Here is a 21,339-nt window from a genome sequence, read left to right as displayed (position 1 = left end):
CCAAACTCCGTCGTCATGCCCCGCGCAGGCGGGGCATCCAGTACGCCGCGGCCTCTCGGTTCAGCCACAACCGTCTCGGAATACTGGATCGCCCGCCTGCGCGGGCGATGACAGTTGAATGCGTTGCCGCATTTCACGCCTCACGCCTGGTGCCTTACGCCTCACGCGCCGCAATCATGTTGCCGCCGCGATCGATCGGATAGATTTGTCGCGTCTGATTCGATTCCTGCCTTGAAAAATAGCCCCCGGAGATCCCCATGAAGCTCGCATCCACCTTCCGCGCCGCGCTGGTCGCCATCGCCGCTCTGGCCGGCCTCTCGACGGCGGCACGGGCCGACAGCGGTTTCGTGACGCTGACGATCTACAAGGCGGGCTGGATCATCGGCGGCTCGGGCGGGAGCGGCGTGCTCAATTTCCGCGGCCGCACCTATGGGCTCTCCACGGGCGGGCTCGACTACGGCCTCGTGTTCGGCGGCTCGAAAACCGTGCTGCGCGGCCGCGTCTCCAACATCAATCGCCCCTCGGATGTCGCCGGCGTCTACGGCGCCGCCGGTGCCGGCCTTGCCGTCGGCGCCGGCGCCCGCGCCATCGTGCTGACCAACCAGAAGGGCGCCGTGCTGGAATTGACCGGCCGGCAGGTCGGGTTGATGGCGAATGCGGATCTCAGCGGGCTTGCGATCACGATGCGGTAGGGCACGCCGCTTCAACGCCGTCATTGCGAGCGAAGCGAAGCAATCCAGTCCGTCCCCGCGGCCAGATTCTGGATTGCTTCGCTGCGCTCGCAATGACGGAATAGACTACGTCCTGCTCACCGCCGCATGAATCCGCTCGCAATGCGCGACGAGGTTTGCGTGCGCATCGACGAAGGCCTTCAGCGGCGTCGGGATCGGAAAGTAGTGGATGTTGGCGATGAAGCCGTAGATGCCGGCATCGATGCTGGTGGGCGCCGCGCCATGCATGTAGCCGGCAGCCGGCACGATCTCGGCCAGCACCTTGAGATCGGCAAGCCCCCGCGCGTAAGCCTGCTCGGGCGTGTAGCGGCCGATGCCCTGGAAATGATAGCGCTGCGCGTTGTAGGCCTTGGCCTTCTCGAAGCCGGCCGCGTCGATCTGCGGATGCTGCGCGATGAAGGCATCGCGGAACGCCGGATAGAATCGCTCGTCTTTCCAGCGCGAATACGACATCACCCAGTAGAGATCGTCCAGCATGCGCGTGACGAGATGATTGGTGCGCCGCTGTTCCGGTGAGAGCAAGGCATCGATGGTGAGGAGATATTTCGCGATCGCATGCGCGATGATGGTCTCGCTGTCGCCGATGGTCTCGCCGTCGTCGACGATGTAAGGCAGCTGCCCGCGCGGCGCGGCGGAGGCATCGAAGACGTGCTCGTGCACGAACGGCACGCCCGCGAGCTTAAGGAAGGCATAGACCTTGAGGCCGTAGCCGTTGTTGTCGGCGACGCCGAACAGCTCTGGGTAGGAGTAGAGGGTCAGCATGGGCGGCGGCTCCTCTGTGTTGGCGGAGGCCAGCATGCAGGGGCGCCGTGGTGGACGCAATGGGTGGACGGGATTTGTCAAACCCGCGCTGTCGTCCTGGCGAAAGCCAGGACCCATACCGCGGAATCTATCGGTTGCGAACAGTCGCAGTACCGGACCACCAGTCTCCGCCAACTTTGCGCTGGGGTAATGGGTCGTGGCTTTCGCCAGGACGACGGCTGAACGCGGAGCGGCGCCCCCTACGAACGCGACGCCGCGTTGAACACTGCCAGCTGCGCATCGAACGCCCGCTTGAAAGCCGGCCGCGCCTCACCGCGGGCGACATAGGCGGCGATTTCAGGATATTCACCCAGCAGGCCCGACGTGTTCAACCTCCGCAGCACCGTCACCATCATGAGATCGCCGGCGCTGAACGCGCCATCGAGCCAGTCGGCCTCGCCGAGGTGGCGGGACAGTTCGCCGAGCCTGATACGGACGCGATCTTGAATCATGGGCAGGCGCTCCGCGTACCAGCTCTTGTCGCGCTCGAACAGCATCGCCATCGCGAGCTCGATGATCGGCGGCTCCAGCGTGCTGAGCGCGGCGAACATCCACGCGATCGCGCGGCTCCTCGCATTCGGCTCGACTGGCAGCAGTCCGGCATGATGTTCGGCGATATGGAGCACGATCGCGCCGGACTCGAACAAGGCGAGATCGCCGTCCTCAAAGGTCGGGATCTGCCCGAACGGATGCAGTGCGCGGTGCGCCGGCTGCTTCATCTGCTCGAACGAGAGGAGGCGGACGTCGTAGGGCTGGCCGACTTCCTCCAGCGCCCAGCGGACCCGCATGTCTCGGGCCTGCCCGCGGCCGCGGTCGGGCGAGTTTTCGAAGGCGGTGATGGTGGGCATCGGGGCGCTCCGGGCGTGATGTATCCAGAGGACGAACGGGTGGGGCGGATTCCGACAGGGTACTTCATAGAACCTGTAGCCCGCATGAGCGAAGCGACATGCGGGTCAACCGCCGACCCCGGATATCGCTTCGCTCATCCGGGCTACGAGTTGCCAGCCAATCCACCGGCGTCGTCGTCCTGGCGAAGGCCAGGACCCATACCGCGGAATCTATCGATTGCGCACGATCGCAGTACCGGACCACGAGTCTTCGCCAAACTTTTCCCTGGGGTAATGGGTCCTGGCTTTCGCCAGGAGGACGATTGGGCGTGCGGGGTGAGCTGCCCGCCTCGCAAACGGTCTCGTAGCAACCATTAAACGCCGAGGAGTTTTTCAGTCCACGGCGTTCCGCGTTGCACGACGGTGTTGGCATAGATGAGCAGCTTGCGCGCGCATGCGATGAGAGCGGCATTGTGAGCCTTTCCGGCCGCAGTCAGGCGGGCATAGAGGGCCATGACGGCCTTATTCCAGCGGAAGGCCGCAGGCAGGGCTGCCGCAAACAGAGAGCGACGCAGGCGAGCGCGGCCGCCGGCGATACGGCGTTGGCCCTTGTACTGCCCGCTATCGTTGTCGAAGGGAGCCAGCCCGGCAAGGGCTGCGACTTCCTCCCGGCTGACACGGCCGAGTTCAGGCATGCGGACCAGGAGGGCCAGTGCCGTGCGCTCACCGATCCCGGGAATGCTCATCACGAGGGCAAGGCGGACAGCGAGATCGTGGTGAGCGCGTAGTTGCTTGGCGATGTGACGGATTTGGGAGAGCCGCCTTGCCTTCAACCGGGCAATGTCATCCAGCACGATGCGGCGTAGCCCAGGCTTATCGAGATGCTCGAGCCGGGTCTTGAAGCGCTTGATGTCGTCCTCGATCTGCTCGAGGAAGGTGAGCTGCTCGGCGAGCTCCGCCAAGCGCGGATCCGGCGCACTCCTCACCTCTTCGAGCGATGCCGCGCAGGCCGCAATCAGCGCGGCATCCAGCGTATCGTTCTTGGCGCGACGCAATCGGGAGCGGCCGAACGCCTTGACCTGGATCGGCTGCAGCACCAGCACGATGACGCCGGCCGCACGCAAATGCTCCACTACCCCACGCTCGTAACCGCCGGTCGCTTCGATCCCGACTCGCTTGACGCCAGCTTTGGTCAGCAGTTGCACCAGCTTCCGCCAACCGGGAAGGTCGTTGGCGACCTCCCAACCCTCGTCTCGACCATGAACTACAATGTCGAGCTTCGCCTTGGACGTATCGATTCCCGCTGTCGTCGTGCTAGTCTGTGCCATCTTCGTCGACCCTGCCTTGTGAAGCGAACCTGATTGTTCCGGCAACCATCCGGGTCCGATGAAGGTGCTGGCGCGATCCTGCTACGGGGCAGCCACAAACTGCTCAGGGTGGGCGCGATCCGATCGCCAGCGGCCTGCCGCGGGTTGCAGCCGCGGCAGGCCATTCCTCACGGAACACGCCGACAATATCTGATTGCGCTATTACAAGGGTGGGCAAAGGCGCGTTCCTCGCGCGCCGTGCCCACCGCTCTACCGTAGGGCTATCGCATATGGCGTGAATAATGCTTCGGCATCGGCAGTGGGCTCCCTCTCCCGCTTGCGGGGGAGGGCTGGGGTGGGGGTGCCTCCGCGTCGGGATTGTCGAGAATTGCGGAGGCGATCCCAGTGCGGTGAGAGCCTTCACCCGCCGCGCTCGGGACGATGCTTCGCATCGCCCGGGACGCGTCGGCCTCTCCCGCAAGCGGGAGAGGCGGAGCAAACTCGCGGGTGGTCCCCGCGAAATGCATATGCGATAGCCCTACGTTCTACCGGATTGCGTGGAGAGATGGTGGGTACGGCGCAAGAGCGCCTTTGCTCACCCTACGACTTGATCCACGCCGCCAGCTCGCGCCACGGCTCCAGCGTCCAATGCCCGGACGCTGCTCCCGATGGTGACGGCAGCACGAACACCTCGGCCGGACATTCATCCCGCTTCTGCCGTCCCAGCGCAATCACGCGCGACGGCCGGCCATAAAACAAGCTCGCCGCCTTCTTGCTCGTGAACGCAATCGTCCGCGGCCGATATTTTTCGATCTTCGCCCTGAAGCCGGGCAGGTCGATCGTCTCCGTCGCGATCTGGTGATCCATGCCGGCGCCCGACTTGGAGAGATCGGTGAAGCCGATCCCGAGCGCGATCAGCGATGCAAACTCGCCCGGCTGATAGCATCGCGGCGTGATGCCGGCCTCGTGGATCGCGCGCCAGAAGCGGTTGCCGGGATGGGCGTAGTAGTATCCGAGCTCGGCCGAGCGCGTAGAGGCAGCGGTGCCGACGAAGACGAGGCGGAGGTTGGGGCGGAGCTGGTCGGGGAGGCGGTGGAGCTTGCTATCGGACAAATCATTTATCCGCGGAATTGTAGGCCGCATGAACGTCAGCGATATGCGGGGCGACAAAGACCCCGGATGTCGCTACGCTCATCCGGGCTACGCTTGTTTCATCTGGGGTGAAAATGCAAGATCAGTTCGAGTGGCCCGAGCCCGAGCACGACGCCGACAAGGTCATTTTGCGTAACGTCCGCAACCACGGCTGCCATATTGTCGGCATCCCCGGAGCCAATCCGCCGTTTGCATTTTCAATCGGCCTGTTTTTGAACTATGGCCACCCCGAGCTCGTCATCTTCGGCCAGAACTCCGAAAACGCGCAGGCCATCATCAACCTTATCCGCGACCGCGTGGCATCCGGCCATAAATTCGTCGACGGCGATATCTCCGACGATTTGTTGGCGAACGGCTACAAGCTCGGCTTCTGGCAGGTGCCGTTCGGGGCCTATCCCGAGTATCTTGGCACGGCAATCTGGTTCTACTGGAAATCGCGGCTTGCGTTCCCCTGTCTGCAGATCATCTGGCAGGACGTCAATCGGCGGTTCCCTTGGGAAGCGGAATGCTCGCCCGCCTTCAAAGAGGATCAGCCGTTGTTGAAGAAGATGATTTCTTAAAGCGATGTTTCGAAGAAAAGCCGGGCTGTCTGCCCGGCCTCTCTTTTCGGATGGATGCCCGGGTCAAGCCCGGGCATGACGAGGAGAACTCTCTCACAACACCCGATTGCTCTCCTTCACCTTCTCCGCATCCAGATAGACGCTGCTCCCCATCTCCTTGAACTTCGCGCTCATCTTCGCCATGCCGTCCTCGACGGTGCCCTGCATCGACATGCCCACGCTGTTCGGATCGTTCAGCGTCGCCGCATAGTCCCGCACGTCCTGGGTGATCTTCATCGAGCAGAATTTTGGGCCGCACATCGAGCAGAAATGGGCGACCTTGTGGGCTTCCTTCGGCAGGGTCTCGTCGTGGAAGTTCTTGGCGGTATCCGGATCGAGGCCGAGGTTGAACTGGTCGGTCCAGCGGAATTCGAACCGCGCACGGGAGAGGGCGTCGTCGCGCAGTTGCGCGGCGGGGTGGCCCTTGGCGAGGTCGGCGGCGTGGGCGGCGATCTTGTATGTGATGACGCCGGTCTTGACGTCGTTGCGATCGGGCAGGCCGAGATGCTCCTTCGGCGTGACGTAGCAGAGCATGGCGCAGCCGAACCAGCCGATCATGGCGGCGCCAATGCCCGAGGTGATGTGGTCGTAGCCCGGCGCGATGTCGGTGGTCAGCGGTCCAAGCGTGTAGAACGGCGCTTCGCCGCACTCCTTGAGCTGCTTGTCCATGTTGATCTTGATCTTGTGCATCGGCACGTGGCCGGGGCCTTCGATCATGACCTGGCAGCCCTTGTCCCAAGCAATCTTGGTCAATTCGCCGAGGGTCTCCAACTCGGCGAACTGCGCGCGGTCGTTGGCGTCGGCGATCGAGCCCGGACGCAGGCCGTCGCCGAGCGAGAACGAGACGTCATACTTGCGCATGAGGTCGCAGATCTCGTCGAAATGCGTATAGAGGAAGCTTTCCTTGTGATGCGCCAGGCACCACTTCGCCATGATCGAGCCGCCGCGGCTGACGATGCCGGTGACGCGGTTGGCGGTGAGGTGGATGTATTGCAGGCGCACGCCGGCGTGGATGGTGAAGTAGTCGACGCCCTGCTCGCACTGCTCGATCAAGGTGTCCTTGTAGAGCTCCCAGGTCAGCGCCACCGGATCGCCGTTGCACTTCTCCAGCGCCTGGTAGATCGGCACGGTGCCGATCGGCACCGGCGAGTTGCGCAAGATCCATTCGCGGGTGGTGTGGATGTTGCGCCCCGTGGAGAGGTCCATCACGGTGTCGGCGCCCCAGCGGATCGCCCACACCATCTTCTCGACCTCTTCCTCGACCGACGAGGTCACCGCCGAGTTGCCGATATTGGCGTTGATCTTGGTCAGGAAGTTGCGGCCGATGATCATCGGCTCGAGTTCGCTGTGGTTGATGTTGGAGGGGATGATGGCGCGGCCGCGCGCGATCTCGTCGCGCACGAATTCCGGCGTGATGAAGGCGGGCACGGAGGCGCCAAAGCTTTCGCCGTCGGCGAGGGCGGCTTCGGCACGCTCGAGCTGTGCCTTTCGACCGAGATTTTCGCGCGCGGCGACGTAGACCATCTCCTTGGTGATGATGCCGGCGCGGGCGAATTCGAGCTGCGTCACCTTGTGGCCGTCGAGGCCGCGTAAGGGCTTGTGATAGGCCGAGAAGGCGCGCGCGGCCTTGTCGGTGGAGACGCTGCCATTGTCCTCCGGCTTGATCTGCCGGCCCTCATATTCCTCGACGCCGCCGCGCTCCAGCACCCATTGCTTGCGATTGCGAGCAAGGCCAGCGTTGACGTCGATGGTGACGCTCGGGTCGGTGTAGGGGCCCGAGGTGTCATAGACCGGCAGGTTCGGCTCGCCCGCGCCCTCGGAGAGGATGATCTCGCGCAAGGGCACGCGCAGGTCGGGCGCGGCATCGGGCGATGCGAAGATCTTTCGCGAGGAGGGAAGCGGGCCGGTGGTGACGGCTGGGATGGTCTTTTCGGGGTTGGAGCGGATGTTCATGGGGGCCTCCGTTTAATTCTGTTGTGCGTGCGTCTGGGCGACGCTGGCGACGAAGTTCTCCGTCATTGCGAGCGCAGCGAAGCAATCCAGAAATGTTTCCGCGGAAGCAGTCTGGATTGCTTCGTCGCAAGGGCTCCTCGCAATGACGGGTGGAGAGAGCGGGACATGCATCACGCAGCCTCCACCGTTAGGCCGAGCCACTGCCGCACGCGGGCATCGGGGTCGGCGTTTTGGGTGACGTCGGACACGACGGCGATGGAATCCGCGCCCGCCGCAAAGATCTCCGCGCCGTGCTCGAACTTGATGCCGCCGATCGCGACCAGCGGAATGTTGCCGATGCGCTGCTTCCATTCCGTGATTTTTGGAATGCCCTGCGGCTCGAAGCGCATCGATTTCAGCGTGGTGAAGAAGATCGGGCCGAGCGCGACGTAATCGGGCTTGGCTTTGAGCGCCGTCGCAAGCTCGTCGTCGTCATGGGTGGAGATGCCGAGCGACAGCCCGGCCTCGCGGATCGCCTTGAGGTCGGCGGCGGCGAGATCCTCCTGGCCGAGATGCAGATATTTTGCGCCGGCGACGACCGCCGCACGCCAATAGTCGTTCACGACCAGCTTGGCCTGCGTGTCCTTGGTGATCGCCAGCGCATCCGTGACGATCTGCAGCGCGTCGGCGTCGTTCAGCTCTTTGGCGCGCAGCTGAATGGTGCCGACGCCGAGTTTCGTCAGGCGCTCGACCCATTTAAGGCTGTCGACGACGGGATAGAAACGATCAGGATACGCGTGGCGATCAGGATACGGCATGCCAGAACGGGGTCCCAACGACAGGGGTGGAAGGGGAGGCGAAGTCGCGGGCGTTCATCAGTCCGGCTTCGTAGGCGGTGCGGCCGGCCTCGACACCGAGGCGGAAGGCGTTGGCCATGGCGACGGGATCGGCGGCTTTGGCGATGGCGGTGTTGAGCAGCACGGCGTCGTAGCCGAGCTCGAGCGCGTGCGCGGCGTGGCTCGGCGCCCCTAAGCCGGCGTCGACCACCAGCGTGATGTCGGGCAGTCGCTCGCGCAGCAGCTTGAGCGCATCGCGATTGATGATCCCCTTGGCGCTGCCGATTGGCGCCGCCCACGGCATCACCACCTTGCAGCCGGCATCGATCAGGCGGTTGGCCACCGAGAGATCCTCGGTGCAATAGGGGAAGACCTCAAAGCCGTCCTTGATCAGGATGCTGGCGGCCTCGACCAAGCCGACGACGTCGGGCTGCAGCGTGTCGTTGTCGGCGATGACTTCCAGCTTGATCCAGCTCGTGCCGAACAATTCGCGCGCGAGTTTTGCGGTCGTCACCGCCTCGCGCACGCTGCGGCAGCCCGCGGTGTTCGGCAGCACGGTGACGTCGAGCTCGCGGATCAGCTTCCAGAACGCGTCCCCGGTCTTGCCGCCGGCGGATTCGCGCCGCAGCGACACCGTGACGATGTTGGAGCCGGAGGCGCGGATCGCCGCCTGCATGATCGCAGGCGAGGGATAGAGCGCACTGCCGATCAGGAGGCGCGAAGCGAAGGTCTTGCCGTAGAAGGTCACCATGAAGGCGTCTCCTCAAATGCAGTGCGCTCCCTCGCCCCGCTTGCGGGGAGAGGGTCGGGGTGAGGGGGAGCCTCCGCGGGGACGGTGAGAGCTGGACTCGCGGAGAGTCCCCCTCACCCGGAATTTGCTTTGCAAATTCCGGCCTCTCCCCGCAAGCGGTGAGAGGCGAAGGAAGGCGGCGACCGCATTCACCATCACCTCACCCTCCCTGCCGCGGCGTGATGATCTCGATCTCGTCGCCGGCTTTCAGCGCTGTCTCAGCCCAGCGGCTTTTCGGCACGACGTCGTAATTGAGCGCGATGGCGAAATGGGTGCCCTCGTAGTCGAGCTCGGTGAGCAGCGCGTCGACGCTGGCTGAGCTCACCTCGCGCTGCTCGCCATTGACGATCACCCGCACTGCATCACCTCGTTGTCGATCTGGCCGCGCTGGACGTAGGCAAGCGTCAGCTCGGCGAGCGCCGGCGCGAGCAGGAAGCCGTGACGGTAGAGCCCGTTGACGCCGATCTTGCCGTCGCGAATGCCGATGCGTGGCAAATTGTCGGGAAAAGCGGGACGCAGGCCGGAGCCGAATTCGACGATGCGGGCTTCGCCGAAGGCCGGATGCACCGCGTAGGCTGCCCCGAGCAGCTCCAGCGCCGAGCGCACGCTGACGCCGGTGTCCTCGGCCTCGATCGAGGTCGCGCCCAACATGAACAGATTGTCCTCGCGCGGGATCACGTAGAGCGGCCAGCGCGGATGGATCAGCCGCACCGGACGCGCAAGCTGCACCTCGTCGGTCTCGATCAGGATCATCTCGCCCTTGACGCCGCGCAAGTCAGTCTGCTCGTCGCGCGCGGAAAGGCCACGGCAGTCGATCACGATGCCGTCGAGGTCTTTGGCTGAAACGTCGCTGGAGAATTTGATGGTGCCGCCGGCGGCGCGGATGCGCTCATGCAGCTTGGGCAGCACGCGGCGCGGCTCGACATGACCCTCGCTCGGGAAGAACAGGGCCTCGCGGAAGCGGCCCTCCAGCGACGGCTCCAGCGCGGCGAGGCCGGCGGCATCGAGCCGCTCGTGGCCCTCGGTCATCCGGGCGAAGCGCTCGAAATCGTTGCGCTCGCGGGGATGGGCGACGACGAGCGAGCCGTTGAACGGCGTTTCCGGCAATTCGCGGCGCCAGATGTCGAGAGAGCGCAGGCCGAGGCGGCTGATGATGGGTTCGGCGACCTCCGCCTCGCAATAGGGCGCGAGCATGCCGCCGGCCCAATGGCTGGTGGCGTCGGTCATGGCGGCGTCACCACGCTCGTGTAACGTCACGGCATGGCCGGCCTGCGCGAACAGCAAGGCCTGCCAAGCCCCTGCGATGCCTGCGCCGATGATGGATACCGGTGAGTCCGGTCGCTTGGTGGTCTGGTACATCCCTGTCCCTTCGCCGGCATGACCCGGATCAGGTTCAAAGGGTCACCGCGGTCCTGGGCGGTATTGCCCATTTAGCGGTATCTCAGCTCCTCCTCGGAGCACCCCTCGGAACGGCTCTAATGTATGCCAGTGGGAGCTGGTGTCAACGCGTCAGGCGGGAACCGGGCCGTTCGTGGCGCTTCGAAGACGCGCGTGAACGCGCTCTTGGCACGCTGCAGCGCGTCCGGGACACGCGGAGTTACTTCAAGGCCTGCGCCCGGGCGTTGCGGACGCGCTGGGCGAGCTTCCTGTGCGGGGCGGTGCCAAACATCGGCTGCGGGTTGCCGTTCGGCTCGAGCCAGGTCGCGCCCATATTGGTCTCGCCCATAGTGGCGACCTGCACGGCCTCCTGGCGCTGCCGCTTTGCAACGTAGTAATAGCCGCCCGCGAAATAACGCACGGCTCGGGCGTGGTCGCCATTGGCGGCGCGATAGGCGCCGGCGAGATATTTGATCGCATAAGTGAGATTGGTGTTGGGATCGCGCAGGCCGGCGGCATCGCCGGTGTAGCCGACCCCGCGGGCGGTCGCGAGCTTGATCTGCATCAGTCCGATGGTGCCGCCGCGGCCGACGAGGCCGGGCTGATAGCGGCTCTCGCGCATGATCACGCGGTGCACCAGCGCCTCCGGCACGCCGTTGGCGCGGGCATGGGCCGCGACCATCTCGGCATATTCGGCTTCGCCGGCGAATGCGGCCTGCGGCAATGTCAATCCGGCCGCGAGCAGCGCGGCAACGCGTAAAATCTTCATCGAAATATTCCTTGGCAGAACGGACCTGCACCCGTGCGGGTTAGGCCGTGGGAACACGGCGATGATGTGGCGAAACGCCGCCTCCGGCGATTTTCGTCGGGCCGTCGCTTTTACGACTCAAACCTAGGTTAAGTTCGGAGTTGGCGGGGCGCCTTACGCGACAGCTGGTCTGTCCATTCGTGTCTCCGCCCAAAAATCGCTCGTCAAAACAGCATGCGGGAGGACGTCCATGACCCCGGCAGACATCGACGACATTCCCACACAGAACCCCTGTGCACAGTGCGGCACGCCAATTCCGTTCCCGGACTGGATCGAGCCGGGCGAAGGCCGCGTTTCCTATCTCTGGACCTGCCACGCCTGCGGCTACCGCTTCGAGGCGGTGGCGATCTTCGAGCGTGAGGCCGTGGTGCACCCGCCGCTCGCGGCTTGAGCTAAGCCGCCAGCCGCGGCTCCTGCCAGATCGGCAATTGCATCCGCACGATCAAGCCATGCGGCTCGCGGTCGTGCAGCGACAGCTCGCCACCATGGGCGAGCGCAATCGCGCGCGCGATCGACAGGCCGAGCCCGAAGCCGGTGGACTCGTCCATGGTGCGCGCATCGTTGCCGCGCACGAACGGCTCCAGCATCTCCTGCTTGCGCGCATCCGAGATGCCGGGGCCATCGTCCTCGACGTCGATGATCAGTGTCGTGCCCGAGACGCCGAGGCGGATCGTCACCTCGGCGCCGAAGCGCACCGCGTTCTCGACGAGGTTGGTGACGCCGCGATGCAGATCGTCGGGCCGCGCGGCGGCGGTCGCGGACGCCGGCCCGTCATAATGCACGACGTGGCCCATGTCACCGAACTGGTCGGCGACGAGCTGCAGCGTGCTGGCGATGTCGACCAGCGTCACCGCCTCGATCTTGCGGTCGTTGCGCAGCAGCGACAGCACGGATTCCAGCATCGAGCGCATCTGGTCGAGGTCGAGCAGCATGCGCTTGCGGTTGCCTTCGTCCTCGATGAACTCGGCGCGCAGCCTCAGGCGTGTGATCGGCGTGCGCAGATCGTGGCTGATCGCGGCCAGCATCCGCGTGCGATCCGACATCAGCCGCGCGATCCGCTCGTGCATGCGGTTGAGCGCGCGCGCGACCGAACGGATCTCCTCCGGGCCGCGCTCGGGCAGCGGCTCGGCGGTGCCGTCCAGGCTGAAATTCTCCGCGGCCTTGGCGAAGGACGACAGCGGCGCGGCCAGCGCACGCGCCGCCCACAGGCCGAGCACGGTGATACAGATGAAGGCGGTCATCAGCGTCACCAGCCATGGTGCGCCCCAGAACCACGGCCGCGGGCCGCCGTCGACGCGGCCGGCGATCACGGTGCCGTCGGGCAATTCGACGCCGACGCGGTGTGCGCGACCCTCGGCGGCGAGCTGCATCACCTTGTAGCCGCGCCTGAGATGACGGCGCATCCCGAACAGGTGGGCGCCGTCGCCTGACTCGATCACCGACCCGGAGGCGAGCATCTCGATGCCGAGCCTGGGGAAGGCGCGTGCAAGGTCGGCGACGAGGCGCGGTCGCTCGCTGGCATCGGCCGCGCCGAGCAGCAGCGCAGCATCGGTCAATTGATGGGCGCCGTCCGGCGGGGCGTCCGGGCGGTCCGGCCGGCTGATCAGGAAGGCGGTGGTGACGACGAGATGCAGCGCGACGGTCGAAGCCAGCACCAGCGCGGCGATCTGCCCGCCGATCCCCTTGAGGTGGAAGAATCCGAACGGCTTCATCGTCGGCGCGCCCTTCAGCTGCTCAGGGGCGCGGTCACCGCTTCCGTCCTCGGTGTGAACAGATAGCCGCCGGAGCGCACCGTCTTGATGATGGTGGGATCGGCCGGATTGGGCTCGATCTTGCGGCGGATGCGGCTGACCAGCACGTCGATGGAGCGTTCGAACGAGCCGGTGTTGCGGCCCTGCGTGAGGTCGAGCAAGCTGTCGCGCGACAGCACGCGGCCGGGCCGCTCGCAGAACGTCCTGAGCAGATCGAATTCGGCACTGGTCACCGCGACGCGCGCGCCTTCCGGATTGCGCAATTCGCGCAGGCGCAGGTCGATACGCCAGCCCTCGAATGCGAGCGTGGAGGCGCCCTCGATCGAGCTCGCCGCCTGCGCTGCGGCCTGGCGGCGCAGCACCGCGTTGATGCGAGCGAGCAGCTCGCGCGGGTTGAACGGTTTCGGCAGATAATCGTCCGCGCCCATCTCGAGGCCGACGATGCGGTCGACGTCCTCGCCGCGCGCGGTCAGCATGATGATCGGCGTCTGCGCCTCCGCGCGCACCTTGCGGCACAGGCTGAGGCCGTCCTCGCCCGGCAGCATGACGTCGAGAATGATCAGGTCGACGCGATGGTCGGCCATGGCGCGCGACATCTCGCGGCCGTCGCTCACGGCGGTGACGTTGCAGGCGTTGTTGCGCAGGTACTTCGCAATCAACGTCCGGGTTTCGCGGTCGTCCTCGACGACCAGGATGTTGGGATTGGGAATGGCCATGCGCTTTGTTTGTCCAAGATTCGGGCCAAATGGCGAAGATTTTTGTTTCGGAGTGTTTCCATCAGCCCCGTCGCAATGCCGGGACATGACCGGGCAGTGGAGCGGCAAGATCTCGTTAAGGCCGTTAACCATACCGTGGTGCCGTTCGCCACGAAACCCCGCAAGATCCACGGAGCCATCATGACCTCGATTTCGGCGGCCTCCGCCGGCAGCTATCAGTCGCCGCTGCAGCGGCTGCAGCAGGAATTGCAATCGCAAGTCTCTGCCGGCACGATCTCGTCGTCGGACCAGTCCGCGCTGTCGACGGCGCTCACCGACATCGACACCGCGCTCCAGCAGAGCCGGTCGAGCGACCAATCGAGCGGCACGCGTCCTTCCAAGGACGAGATGCAGTCGAAGATCGACGACCTCATCTCGAACGAGGTGTCGAGCGGGACGCTGACCTCGGATCAGGCCGAGGAGCTGAAGAGCGTGTTTCAGTCCGCCTTCGCCAATGGTCCGGGCGGGGCGGGTGGCCCCGGTGGGGCAGGCGGACCGCCGCCCGGCCCGCCGCCGTATGATGCTAATTCGGATTCGACGACGACCACGGATTCGACCAACGGCACGTCGGCTGACGCAACGACCGCGGAAATCCTCCAGCAATTCCTCCAGGCGCTGCAGCAATCGCAATCGTCGGCGTCGTCCTATGGTGCCAATGGCAGCGCGTCGAGCGGCTCGAGCTTCTCCGCGCTGCTGATCGACTACAAGAGCTGACCTGGCGACGCTGGGTCGGCGCGTTCCCCGCCGCGATCATGCTTCACCCAGGGCGCATGATCGTCGGCGGGGAACCGTGCGCCGCAACATGTTCCTGGGTGACGCAGGAACGTGCCTTGCCGTCATTTTCGGCTCGCGCATTGCGCGACGAAATTGCCGCCCGCACGGAACCGCGCGTGATCAGCGCTGTTTTCTCCGCACGAGGTTTCTGAAGGAGAGGACAACATGATGAAGACGATTGTTGCCGGCCTCGCCGGCACAGCACTGCTTGCGACCGTGGCGTTCGCGCAAGCGCCGACCGCCACCACCGACAAGGCGCCGACCGCGGCTACCGCCACGACGACGAGCGCGTCCGACCAGTGGCGCGTGTCGAAAATGTCGGGCGTCAAGGTCTATAACGAGGCCAACGAGAACATCGGCTCGATCAACGACCTCTTGATGGACAAGAACGGTAACATCAAGATCGCCGTGATCGGCGTCGGCGGCTTCCTCGGCATGGGCGAGCATCTGGTCGCGGTGCCCTACGAGAAGCTGAAGTTCACCAACGAGGCCATCGCCTACAGCGCCCCAGCCACCAGCCCGCCCGGCCGGCCGGCCTCGACCACGACGACTGGCGCAGCGACCGGAACCGACAAGACCGCGACGACCTCGTCCGCGTCGAAATGGTATCCGGATCATGCCGTGTTCAACGCCAGCAAGGACGAGCTGAAGAACATGCCCGAGTTCAAGTACTCGGAGTAATGCGGCTCGCGTAACTGCCTAGACGAAGCGCGCCCGGTTTTCACTGGGCGCGCTGTCGTGTCTTTCGTTCCGTCATTGCGAGGAGCTCGCGACAAAATTGCGTAGCTCGCAATGACGACGAGCGCAGTTCAATGCCCCGTCACCATCGGGCAGCCGCCCTTGTCGAGCGGACGGAACGCCTCGTCGCCGGGAACGGTGGCGATCAGCTTGTAGAGGTCCCACTCGCCCTTGGATTCCTCGGGTTTCTTGACCTCGAACAGATACATGTCGTGGACCATGCGGCCGTCGATGCGGATCTTGCCGTTCCTGGCGAAGAAGTCGTTGATCGGTGTCTTGCGCATCTCTTCCATCACCTTCGGCGCCTCGTCGGTCTTGATGGCGTCGATCGCCTTCAGATAGTGCATGGTCGCCGAATAAAGGCCGGCCTGGATCATGGTCGGCATATGCCCGACCTTCTCGTTGAAGCGCTTCGAAAAGGCCCGCGTCTCCTCGTTCATGTCCCAGTAGAAGGCGTCGGTGACGATCAGGCCTTGCGTCGCCTTGATGCCGAGCGAATGCGTGTCGGTGATCTCCTGCAGCAGCGCGATCATCTTCTGGCCGCCCTGGGTCAGGCCGAACTCGGAAGCCTGCTTCAACGCATTGGTGGTGTCGCCGCCGGCATTCGCCAGCGCGACCACCTTAGCCTTGGAGGCCTGGGCCTGGAGCAGGAAGGAGGAGAAGTCCGACGAGTTGAGCGGATGGCGAACCTCGCCGAGCACCTTGCCGCCGCTCTCCTTGACCACGTTGGCGGCGTCGCGCTGGAGCGCCATGCCGAAGGCGTAGTCGGCGGTGACGAAGAACCAGCTGTCCTCGCCGCGTTTGACCATCGCCATGCCGGCGACGTTCGACAGCGCATAGGTGTCGTAGGTCCAGTGCACCGTGTTGGGCGAGCAGGCGGTGCCGGTGATGTCGGACGAGCCTCCGCCGGAATTGATGTTGATTCTGTTCTTCTCGCGCGTCAGCGCCGAGACCGGCAGCGCCACCGAGGAGGTCGGAACGTCGAAGATCGCGTCGACCTTGTCGTTGTCGTACCAGTTGCGGGCGATGTTGACACCGACATCGGGCTTGTTCTGGTGATCGGCGGCGACGACCGCGACCGGCTTGCCCGCGACCTTGCCGCCGTAGTCGGCGACCGCCATCTCGACGGCGGCGAGCGAGCCCTTGCCGGTCGCATCCGCATAGAGGCTCGACATGTCCGTGAGCACGCCGATTTTGACGATGTCGTCGGAAATCTGCGCCTGCGCGGCGCCGGATGTTGCGGCCAGAGCTAGGCCAGCTGCGATCGCGACACTGAGTTTTTGCATGTTGTTTCTCCCTGTGTGTTGTTGTTTGGGTTTTGTTGCGGGAGGAGTTTTAACGGCTATCTGCAGGCGCAGCTAAGCGATCCGCGCCATAGCAGAATGCAAAAAAGAAAGGGCGGGTGGTGTTCCCGGGAGGAGGAATATCGCAACGTCACGATAGCGCATTGCTGTGCCCTCTCCCCTTGCGGGAGAGGGCAGCGACGCTCGCGGGAAAAGGAAGACGAACGTCGCCTAGGCGCTGCTGCCCTTGAGCCGTTCGTTCCGTCGGCGCAAGCCTTCCATGGTCGCAAGCAGGATGATCGATACCGTCGTCAGCATCACCGCCGCGGCCGTGATCGTCGGGCTGATGTTCTCGCGGATGCCGGCGAACATCTCGCGCGGCAGGGTGCGCTGCTCGGGACCTGCCATGAACAGCACGATCACCACCTCATCGAAGCTGGTCGCGAAGGCGAACAGCGCACCCGACGCGAGGCCGGGCAGGATCAGCGGCAGGATCACGCGGCGAAACGCGTAGAGCGGCGAGGCGCCGAGTGAGGCGGCGGCGCGCGCCAGATTGGTGTCGAAGCTTTGCAGCGTCGCGCCGACCGTGATCACCACAAAGGGCGTCGCCAGCGCGGTGTGGGCCAGGATCAAGCCGAGATAGCTGCCGGTCAGTCCGATCGGGGCGAAGAAGAAATACAGACCGACCGCGGTGATGACGCCGGGCACCACGACCGGCGACAGCACGAAGGCCAGCACGAGCGGTTTGAACCGGCTCTTCCACTGCGCCAGCCCCAGCGCGGCCAATGTGCCGAGCACCATGGACAGCAGGGTCGAGGCGACGCCTATGATCATGCTGTTCTTCAGCGAATTCATCCAGCGCGGCGAATTGATGAAATCATCGTACCAGCGCAAGGAGAGGCCGGGCAGCGGATAGGTCAAGTACGAGCCGGAGCTGAAGGACAGCGGCATGATCGCCAGGATTGGCGCGATCAGGAAGATGAACACCAGCGTGGAGATGACGATGGTTGCAGTCCACGCGGCACGCTGGCTGGGCGTGCGGAGGGAAGGATCATCGCTCAATTCTTCATTCCTCCCGTGACCTGCTGGCCCTGCACCAGTTTTCCGTAGAGGAGGGCGAGCAGTAGAGTGGCGAGCAGCAGCACCGCACCCAACGCCGAGGCGAGGCCCCAGTTGGCCGTCTCGGTCGTGTAGAGCGCGATGAAGTAGCTGATCATTTGATCGGCGGCGCCGCCGACGAGTGCCGGCGTGATGTAGTAGCCGAGCGCCAGGATGAAGACGAGCAGGCTTCCGGCACCGATACCGGGCAGCGTTTGCGGCAGGTAGATGCGCAGGAAGGCGGTGACCGGCGGCGCACCGAGCGAGGCTGCGGCACGCATGTAAGCTGGCGAGATCGCCTTCATGCTGCTGTAGAGCGGCAGGATCATGAACGGCAGGAGAACGTGGGTCATCGCCACGCAGACACCGAAGCGGTTGTAGATCAGGCGCAACGGCTCGTCGATGATGCCAAGCCAGTGCAGGCTGTCATTCACGACGCCCTTGCTCTGCAACAGTACGATCCAGGCGCAGGTGCGGACCAGAAGCGACGTCCAGAACGGCAGCAGGACGAAGATCATCAGCAGGTTCGACCGGCCGGGCGGCAGCGTCGCCAGCAGGTAGGCGACCGGGAAGCCGAGGATCAGGCAGAGTGCCGTGACGCTGAGACTGATCACGAAGGTACGGGTGAATACGTTGCGGTAAATGGCCTGATCCGGCGGGGCCGCGACGATCGCGCCGTCCATGTTCCGGGTGAGGTCGAGCGCCGCCAGCAGGTAGAAGCTGGTCAATGGGCCACTGGCGTCCTTGATCGTCGTCCAGGTGGCGCGTTCGCGCCAGGCCGGATTGATCTTGCCCAGCGTCTCCTTGGCCGTCCCTCGCTCCGGCACCGCCTTCAGATTGCGTGCCGTGCTGGTCAGGATGGTGCGGAAGCCGTTCAGTGCGTAGTTCAGCCGCTTGGCCGCAATGGCCATGGTGCCGGAGGCGCGCGCCGCCAGGATATCGCTTGCCAGCGCAGCAAAGGCCCTTTCGTCCGGCAGGTCCTTGCCATCCCAGTCGGCGAGAGCAGCTACGGTTTGGGGCAGGATCTGGCGTACCTCCCGATCGTCGACCGAGCGCCACAGCATGCCGGCGATCGGGCCTGCGAAGGTGAAGAGCAGAAACAGCAGAAGCGGCAGAACCAGTGCCAATGCCCTGACCTGGCGCGCCCGCTCTGCACGTCTCAATCGGCGCTTGAGCGGCACCTCGGTCTGGGCATCTGCGCCGATCGCGGGTGTTGCTGTCATGCTGCGAGCCTCTTTGACTGCACATCCTTCGCCACTTCAGGCCGGGCAATCGCATGTGGCCTTGTCGATCGGCCTGAGAAGCGCCTCGTCCTTCGAGACGACCGCTTCGCGGTCTCCTCAGGAGGATGAGGCTCATCGACATCGGCGCCTGCTGTGACACTGCTGCCGCACACTCCGTCCTCATCCTGAGGGCCCGCCGTAGGCGGGCGTCTCGAAGGATACCTCACGGGCGCGTTGTCCGCGACGCACCCTCTACCTGCGCCGCACGCCGGTTCGACGGCACGCTATTTTGCTGCCCATTTGTTGAAGCGCTCGGTCAAGCGGTCGATGTTCTCGAGCCAGAAGCCAACGTTGATCTCGACCGCGTTCTTGATGTTATCAGGTGCCGTCGGCAGGTCCTTCAGAACGGCGGGCTGCAGCCGGGCGGCTGCGTCCTTGTTCGAGGTGCCATAAGCGATGTTCTCCGATAGCTTGGACTGGTTCTCCGCCTTGCCGACGAAGTCCAGGAACTTGTAGGCCGCGTCCTTGTTCGGGCTCCCCTTCAGGATGACCCAACTGTCGAGGGTGAACAGCGCTCCATCCCACACCATGCCAAAGTTCTTCTTCTCGTTCTTGTTCGCGGTGTCGATGCGGCCGTTGTAGACCGAGGTCATCGCCACCTCGCCGGAAGCGAGCAATTGCGGCGGCTGGGCGCCGGCCTTCCACCAGACGATGTCGCCCTTGATGGTGTCCAGCTTCTTGAAGGCGCGATCGATGCCCTCGTCGGTCGCTAGCACTTTGTAGACGTCCTTCGGTGCGACGCCGTCAGCCATGAGAGCGATCTCCAGCGTGGTCTTCGGGCCCTGACGCAGGCCGCGCTTGCCCGGAATCTTCTTGGTGTCGAAGAAGTCGGCCCAGCCGCCCGGGGCCTGCTTCAGCTTGTCCTTGTCGTAGCCGAGAACGAAATCGTAGAGGATGGCGCCGACACCGCAGGGATTGACTGACGGCGGGATATAGGCGGCCTCGCCGCCGATTTTGGAATAGTCCATCTTCTCGAACAGGCCCTCCTCGCAGCCGACCGCGAGTTCGTCGCTCTCGACCTGGACGACGTCCCAGGTTGCGGCGCCACCCTGCACCTTGGCGCGCAGCACCCCGACGCCGCCGTCCCAGGACTCGTCGTTCATCGGAACTCCGGCCGCCTTCTTGAACGGCTCGAAATAGACCTTCTTCTGGGCATCCTGATACGCCCCGCCCCACGACACGACGGTGAGGTCACGCGCCTGCGCGACCGTGGCCAGCGCAGCGCTGGCGGTGAACGCCGCGGCGAAACCCAGAGCAATCTTGCCAATGTTGCGCTTCAGCATGGTCCTTGTTCCTTCTTCATGTGCGTTGCGTTGAGGTTGATCGATGCCGGTCTGCTTGCGCCAAAGACATGCTGCAGGATTGGATCACACGGGATCAAGCGCCAGGCAGTCCTCGGGGCGGAAGGTGATGAACACGCTGTCGCCATGTCTCAGGCTGTCATATGCCCCCGGCTGAAGCTTGACCATGAACTCCCCGTTGCCGGCGACGTCGAGCACGGCAAGCGCGTGGTCGCCGAGATAGATGGTGTTCTGCACCTTGGCCGGCAGGCGGTTCGGTCCCTCGCTGGAGGTACCATCCGGGACAATGGCGATCCGCTCCGGCCGCACCGACAGGGAGGTCGATGCGCCGCCGCCTGATACGTTGACCGCCCGCGCGGTCACGGCACCGCCACCAGCCAGCGCGACGCGGCAATAATCGTTGTCGACCGTTTCGACGGTGCCGGCCAGCACATTGTTCTCGCCGATGAAGTGGGCGACGAAGCTGTTCACCGGATGCTCATACAGCGCGTCGGGTTTGTCGATCTGCTGCACGATGCCGTCATTGAACACGGCGATGCGGTCCGACATGGTGAGCGCTTCACTCTGATCGTGGGTGACGTAGACGACGGTGATGCCCATCGTCTCGTGCAGTTGCTTGATCTCCAGTTGCATCTGCTCCCGCAGGCGCTTGTCCAGGGCGCCCAAGGGCTCGTCCATCAGCACGAGTTGCGGGTTGAAGACCAGCGCGCGGGCCAGCGCGACGCGCTGCTGCTGACCGCCGGACAGCTGCCCGGGCCGCCGGTGCGCCAGGGTTTCCATCTTGATCATGCGCAACGCCGCCCTCACGCGCTCCTGCGCTTCCGCCTTGTTGATTTTGCGAACGGATAGCGGGAAGGCGATATTCTCGGCGATCGTCAGATGCGGAAACAAGGCATAGTTCTGGAACACCATGCCAATGTCGCGCCTATGTGGCGGCACGTTCTTGATCGGCCGGCCACCGAGGTAGATCTCGCCATGGGTCGGAACCTCGAAGCCAGCCAGCATCATCAGCGTGGTCGTCTTGCCCGAGCCCGACGGGCCGAGCAGGGTGATGAACTCGCCCTTCCTGATTTCGAGGTCGAGGTTCTTCACCACGAGGTGCTCACCATCGTAGGTCTTCTGAATGCCGGAAAAGCGCACCAGTGCCGGCGCAGGTGTGACCATGCCGGCTTCCATGTCGTCCTCGCGTTGTCCCC

22 protein-coding genes and 1 riboswitch are annotated in these 21,339 nt (G+C 64.6%); of the genes, 5 read left to right on the top strand and 17 right to left on the bottom strand.

From position 1 onward, the window contains the following. Positions 1 to 257 precede the first annotated feature (257 nt). Positions 258 to 692, top strand: coding sequence for a hypothetical protein (locus tag ACNJX8_RS34620; protein ID WP_091879378.1), 435 nt, complete (start codon positions 258 to 260; stop codon positions 690 to 692). 105 nt (positions 693 to 797) lie between these two features. On the opposite strand, the gene ACNJX8_RS34615 is transcribed toward ACNJX8_RS34620, so the two are convergent. The 4 genes from ACNJX8_RS34615 to ACNJX8_RS34600 form a co-directional block, all read right to left on the bottom strand. Next, positions 798 to 1,493: a glutathione S-transferase family protein gene (locus ACNJX8_RS34615; RefSeq protein ID WP_439358351.1), complete on the bottom strand. Its 696-nt coding sequence runs from the start codon at positions 1,491 to 1,493 to the stop codon at positions 798 to 800. Positions 1,494 to 1,732: 239 nt separating this feature from the next. Continuing rightward, entirely contained in the window at positions 1,733 to 2,380 is a 648-nt protein-coding gene (locus tag ACNJX8_RS34610; RefSeq protein WP_439358350.1) for a glutathione S-transferase family protein, read from the bottom strand. 353 nt (positions 2,381 to 2,733) lie between these two features. Then, a complete protein-coding gene (locus ACNJX8_RS34605) occupies positions 2,734 to 3,687 on the bottom strand; it encodes an IS110 family transposase (RefSeq protein ID WP_439358349.1) in 954 nt (317 codons plus the stop codon). A 579-nt stretch (positions 3,688 to 4,266) separates the two neighbouring features. Next, entirely contained in the window at positions 4,267 to 4,809 is a 543-nt protein-coding gene (locus tag ACNJX8_RS34600; RefSeq protein ID WP_439358348.1) for a mismatch-specific DNA-glycosylase, read from the bottom strand. A gap of 83 nt (positions 4,810 to 4,892) precedes the next feature. Here ACNJX8_RS34600 and ACNJX8_RS34595 point away from each other — a divergent pair, with 83 nt between their 5' ends. Then, the gene (locus tag ACNJX8_RS34595) at positions 4,893 to 5,378 is read left to right on the top strand and encodes a DUF4262 domain-containing protein (RefSeq protein ID WP_439358347.1); all 486 of its coding nucleotides are present in this window, start codon (positions 4,893 to 4,895) and stop codon (positions 5,376 to 5,378) included. Between the two features lie 93 nt (positions 5,379 to 5,471). On the opposite strand, the gene thiC is transcribed toward ACNJX8_RS34595, so the two are convergent. The 6 genes from thiC to ACNJX8_RS34565 form a co-directional block, all read right to left on the bottom strand. Beyond that, positions 5,472 to 7,370 (bottom strand): phosphomethylpyrimidine synthase ThiC, encoded by a 1,899-nt coding sequence (gene thiC, locus ACNJX8_RS34590; RefSeq protein ID WP_439358346.1) that lies wholly within the window; start codon positions 7,368 to 7,370, stop codon positions 5,472 to 5,474. Positions 7,371 to 7,540: 170 nt separating this feature from the next. Then, positions 7,541 to 8,167: a thiamine phosphate synthase gene (locus ACNJX8_RS34585; RefSeq protein ID WP_439358345.1), complete on the bottom strand. Its 627-nt coding sequence runs from the start codon at positions 8,165 to 8,167 to the stop codon at positions 7,541 to 7,543. Continuing rightward, positions 8,154 to 8,936, bottom strand: a complete 783-nt coding sequence (locus tag ACNJX8_RS34580) for a thiazole synthase (RefSeq protein ID WP_439358344.1) — start codon at positions 8,934 to 8,936, stop codon at positions 8,154 to 8,156. The genes ACNJX8_RS34585 and ACNJX8_RS34580 overlap by 14 nt, the downstream gene beginning before the upstream one ends. Positions 8,937 to 9,135: 199 nt before the next feature. Next, positions 9,136 to 9,333 carry a sulfur carrier protein ThiS gene (thiS, locus tag ACNJX8_RS34575; protein WP_128937813.1) on the bottom strand — a complete coding sequence of 66 codons (198 nt, stop codon included), beginning with the start codon at positions 9,331 to 9,333 and terminating at the stop codon, positions 9,136 to 9,138. After that, the gene (locus ACNJX8_RS34570; RefSeq protein ID WP_439358343.1) at positions 9,324 to 10,334 is read right to left on the bottom strand and encodes an FAD-dependent oxidoreductase; all 1,011 of its coding nucleotides are present in this window, start codon (positions 10,332 to 10,334) and stop codon (positions 9,324 to 9,326) included. Before ACNJX8_RS34570 ends, thiS begins: the two co-directional genes overlap by 10 nt. Then, positions 10,322 to 10,450, bottom strand: a riboswitch (TPP riboswitch). It overlaps the preceding gene by 13 nt. 122 nt (positions 10,451 to 10,572) lie before the next feature. Further along, the gene (locus tag ACNJX8_RS34565; RefSeq protein WP_439358342.1) at positions 10,573 to 11,121 is read right to left on the bottom strand and encodes a transglycosylase SLT domain-containing protein; all 549 of its coding nucleotides are present in this window, start codon (positions 11,119 to 11,121) and stop codon (positions 10,573 to 10,575) included. A 229-nt stretch (positions 11,122 to 11,350) separates the two neighbouring features. Between ACNJX8_RS34565 and ACNJX8_RS34560 the strand changes: the two genes are divergently transcribed. Further along, positions 11,351 to 11,551 carry a hypothetical protein gene (locus tag ACNJX8_RS34560; RefSeq protein ID WP_439358341.1) on the top strand — a complete coding sequence of 67 codons (201 nt, stop codon included), beginning with the start codon at positions 11,351 to 11,353 and terminating at the stop codon, positions 11,549 to 11,551. Between the two features lies 1 nt (position 11,552). On the opposite strand, the gene ACNJX8_RS34555 is transcribed toward ACNJX8_RS34560, so the two are convergent. Together ACNJX8_RS34555 and ACNJX8_RS34550 are read right to left on the bottom strand one after the other, a co-directional pair. Further along, complete coding sequence (locus tag ACNJX8_RS34555; RefSeq protein ID WP_439358340.1) at positions 11,553 to 12,872, bottom strand: ATP-binding protein; 1,320 nt, start codon at positions 12,870 to 12,872, stop codon at positions 11,553 to 11,555. A gap of 14 nt (positions 12,873 to 12,886) precedes the next feature. Then, positions 12,887 to 13,627, bottom strand: a complete 741-nt coding sequence (locus tag ACNJX8_RS34550) for a response regulator (protein ID WP_128937809.1) — start codon at positions 13,625 to 13,627, stop codon at positions 12,887 to 12,889. A 180-nt stretch (positions 13,628 to 13,807) separates the two neighbouring features. Here ACNJX8_RS34550 and ACNJX8_RS34545 point away from each other — a divergent pair, with 180 nt between their 5' ends. After that, positions 13,808 to 14,380: a hypothetical protein gene (locus tag ACNJX8_RS34545; RefSeq protein WP_439358339.1), complete on the top strand. Its 573-nt coding sequence runs from the start codon at positions 13,808 to 13,810 to the stop codon at positions 14,378 to 14,380. A gap of 225 nt (positions 14,381 to 14,605) precedes the next feature. Continuing rightward, positions 14,606 to 15,121 (top strand): PRC-barrel domain-containing protein, encoded by a 516-nt coding sequence (locus ACNJX8_RS34540; RefSeq protein ID WP_128936072.1) that lies wholly within the window; start codon positions 14,606 to 14,608, stop codon positions 15,119 to 15,121. A 128-nt stretch (positions 15,122 to 15,249) separates the two neighbouring features. Here the strand turns inward: ACNJX8_RS34540 and ACNJX8_RS34535 are convergent, their stop codons facing one another. The 5 genes from ACNJX8_RS34535 to ACNJX8_RS34515 form a co-directional block, all read right to left on the bottom strand. Then, positions 15,250 to 16,464, bottom strand: coding sequence for an ABC transporter substrate-binding protein (locus tag ACNJX8_RS34535; RefSeq protein ID WP_439358338.1), 1,215 nt, complete (start codon positions 16,462 to 16,464; stop codon positions 15,250 to 15,252). 228 nt (positions 16,465 to 16,692) lie between these two features. Further along, the gene (locus tag ACNJX8_RS34530) at positions 16,693 to 17,523 is read right to left on the bottom strand and encodes an ABC transporter permease (protein ID WP_439358337.1); all 831 of its coding nucleotides are present in this window, start codon (positions 17,521 to 17,523) and stop codon (positions 16,693 to 16,695) included. Continuing rightward, the gene (locus tag ACNJX8_RS34525; protein ID WP_439358336.1) at positions 17,520 to 18,782 is read right to left on the bottom strand and encodes an ABC transporter permease; all 1,263 of its coding nucleotides are present in this window, start codon (positions 18,780 to 18,782) and stop codon (positions 17,520 to 17,522) included. Before ACNJX8_RS34525 ends, ACNJX8_RS34530 begins: the two co-directional genes overlap by 4 nt. Positions 18,783 to 19,066: 284 nt before the next feature. Next, the gene (locus tag ACNJX8_RS34520; RefSeq protein WP_128936069.1) at positions 19,067 to 20,125 is read right to left on the bottom strand and encodes an ABC transporter substrate-binding protein; all 1,059 of its coding nucleotides are present in this window, start codon (positions 20,123 to 20,125) and stop codon (positions 19,067 to 19,069) included. 84 nt (positions 20,126 to 20,209) lie between these two features. After that, the gene (locus ACNJX8_RS34515; protein WP_128937803.1) at positions 20,210 to 21,319 is read right to left on the bottom strand and encodes an ABC transporter ATP-binding protein; all 1,110 of its coding nucleotides are present in this window, start codon (positions 21,317 to 21,319) and stop codon (positions 20,210 to 20,212) included. Positions 21,320 to 21,339 lie beyond the last annotated feature (20 nt).

Source organism: Bradyrhizobium sp. SPXBL-04 (assembly GCF_051853035.1).
Taxonomy (GTDB): Bacteria; Pseudomonadota; Alphaproteobacteria; order Rhizobiales; family Xanthobacteraceae; genus Bradyrhizobium; species Bradyrhizobium zhanjiangense.
Note: the sequence above shows the minus strand (reverse complement) of the source record. Positions and strands in the feature narration are given on the sequence as shown.

Excerpts from the sequence above, each read along its gene's own strand:
- ACNJX8_RS34620 (WP_091879378.1), top strand. The coding sequence starts at position 258 with ATGAAGCTCGCATCCACCTTCCGCGCCGCGCTGGTCGCCATCGCCGCT.
- ACNJX8_RS34615 (WP_439358351.1), bottom strand. The coding sequence starts at position 1,493 with ATGCTGACCCTCTACTCCTACCCAGAGCTGTTCGGCGTCGCCGACAAC.
- ACNJX8_RS34610 (WP_439358350.1), bottom strand. The coding sequence starts at position 2,380 with ATGCCCACCATCACCGCCTTCGAAAACTCGCCCGACCGCGGCCGCGGG.
- ACNJX8_RS34605 (WP_439358349.1), bottom strand. The coding sequence starts at position 3,687 with ATGGCACAGACTAGCACGACGACAGCGGGAATCGATACGTCCAAGGCG.
- ACNJX8_RS34600 (WP_439358348.1), bottom strand. The coding sequence starts at position 4,809 with ATGCGGCCTACAATTCCGCGGATAAATGATTTGTCCGATAGCAAGCTC.
- ACNJX8_RS34595 (WP_439358347.1), top strand. The coding sequence starts at position 4,893 with ATGCAAGATCAGTTCGAGTGGCCCGAGCCCGAGCACGACGCCGACAAG.
- thiC (WP_439358346.1), bottom strand. The coding sequence starts at position 7,370 with ATGAACATCCGCTCCAACCCCGAAAAGACCATCCCAGCCGTCACCACC.
- ACNJX8_RS34585 (WP_439358345.1), bottom strand. The coding sequence starts at position 8,167 with ATGCCGTATCCTGATCGCCACGCGTATCCTGATCGTTTCTATCCCGTC.
- ACNJX8_RS34580 (WP_439358344.1), bottom strand. The coding sequence starts at position 8,936 with ATGGTGACCTTCTACGGCAAGACCTTCGCTTCGCGCCTCCTGATCGGC.
- ACNJX8_RS34570 (WP_439358343.1), bottom strand. The coding sequence starts at position 10,334 with ATGTACCAGACCACCAAGCGACCGGACTCACCGGTATCCATCATCGGC.
- ACNJX8_RS34565 (WP_439358342.1), bottom strand. The coding sequence starts at position 11,121 with ATGAAGATTTTACGCGTTGCCGCGCTGCTCGCGGCCGGATTGACATTG.
- ACNJX8_RS34560 (WP_439358341.1), top strand. The coding sequence starts at position 11,351 with ATGACCCCGGCAGACATCGACGACATTCCCACACAGAACCCCTGTGCA.
- ACNJX8_RS34555 (WP_439358340.1), bottom strand. The coding sequence starts at position 12,872 with ATGAAGCCGTTCGGATTCTTCCACCTCAAGGGGATCGGCGGGCAGATC.
- ACNJX8_RS34550 (WP_128937809.1), bottom strand. The coding sequence starts at position 13,627 with ATGGCCATTCCCAATCCCAACATCCTGGTCGTCGAGGACGACCGCGAA.
- ACNJX8_RS34545 (WP_439358339.1), top strand. The coding sequence starts at position 13,808 with ATGACCTCGATTTCGGCGGCCTCCGCCGGCAGCTATCAGTCGCCGCTG.
- ACNJX8_RS34540 (WP_128936072.1), top strand. The coding sequence starts at position 14,606 with ATGATGAAGACGATTGTTGCCGGCCTCGCCGGCACAGCACTGCTTGCG.
- ACNJX8_RS34535 (WP_439358338.1), bottom strand. The coding sequence starts at position 16,464 with ATGCAAAAACTCAGTGTCGCGATCGCAGCTGGCCTAGCTCTGGCCGCA.
- ACNJX8_RS34525 (WP_439358336.1), bottom strand. The coding sequence starts at position 18,782 with ATGACAGCAACACCCGCGATCGGCGCAGATGCCCAGACCGAGGTGCCG.
- ACNJX8_RS34520 (WP_128936069.1), bottom strand. The coding sequence starts at position 20,125 with ATGCTGAAGCGCAACATTGGCAAGATTGCTCTGGGTTTCGCCGCGGCG.
- ACNJX8_RS34515 (WP_128937803.1), bottom strand. The coding sequence starts at position 21,319 with ATGGAAGCCGGCATGGTCACACCTGCGCCGGCACTGGTGCGCTTTTCC.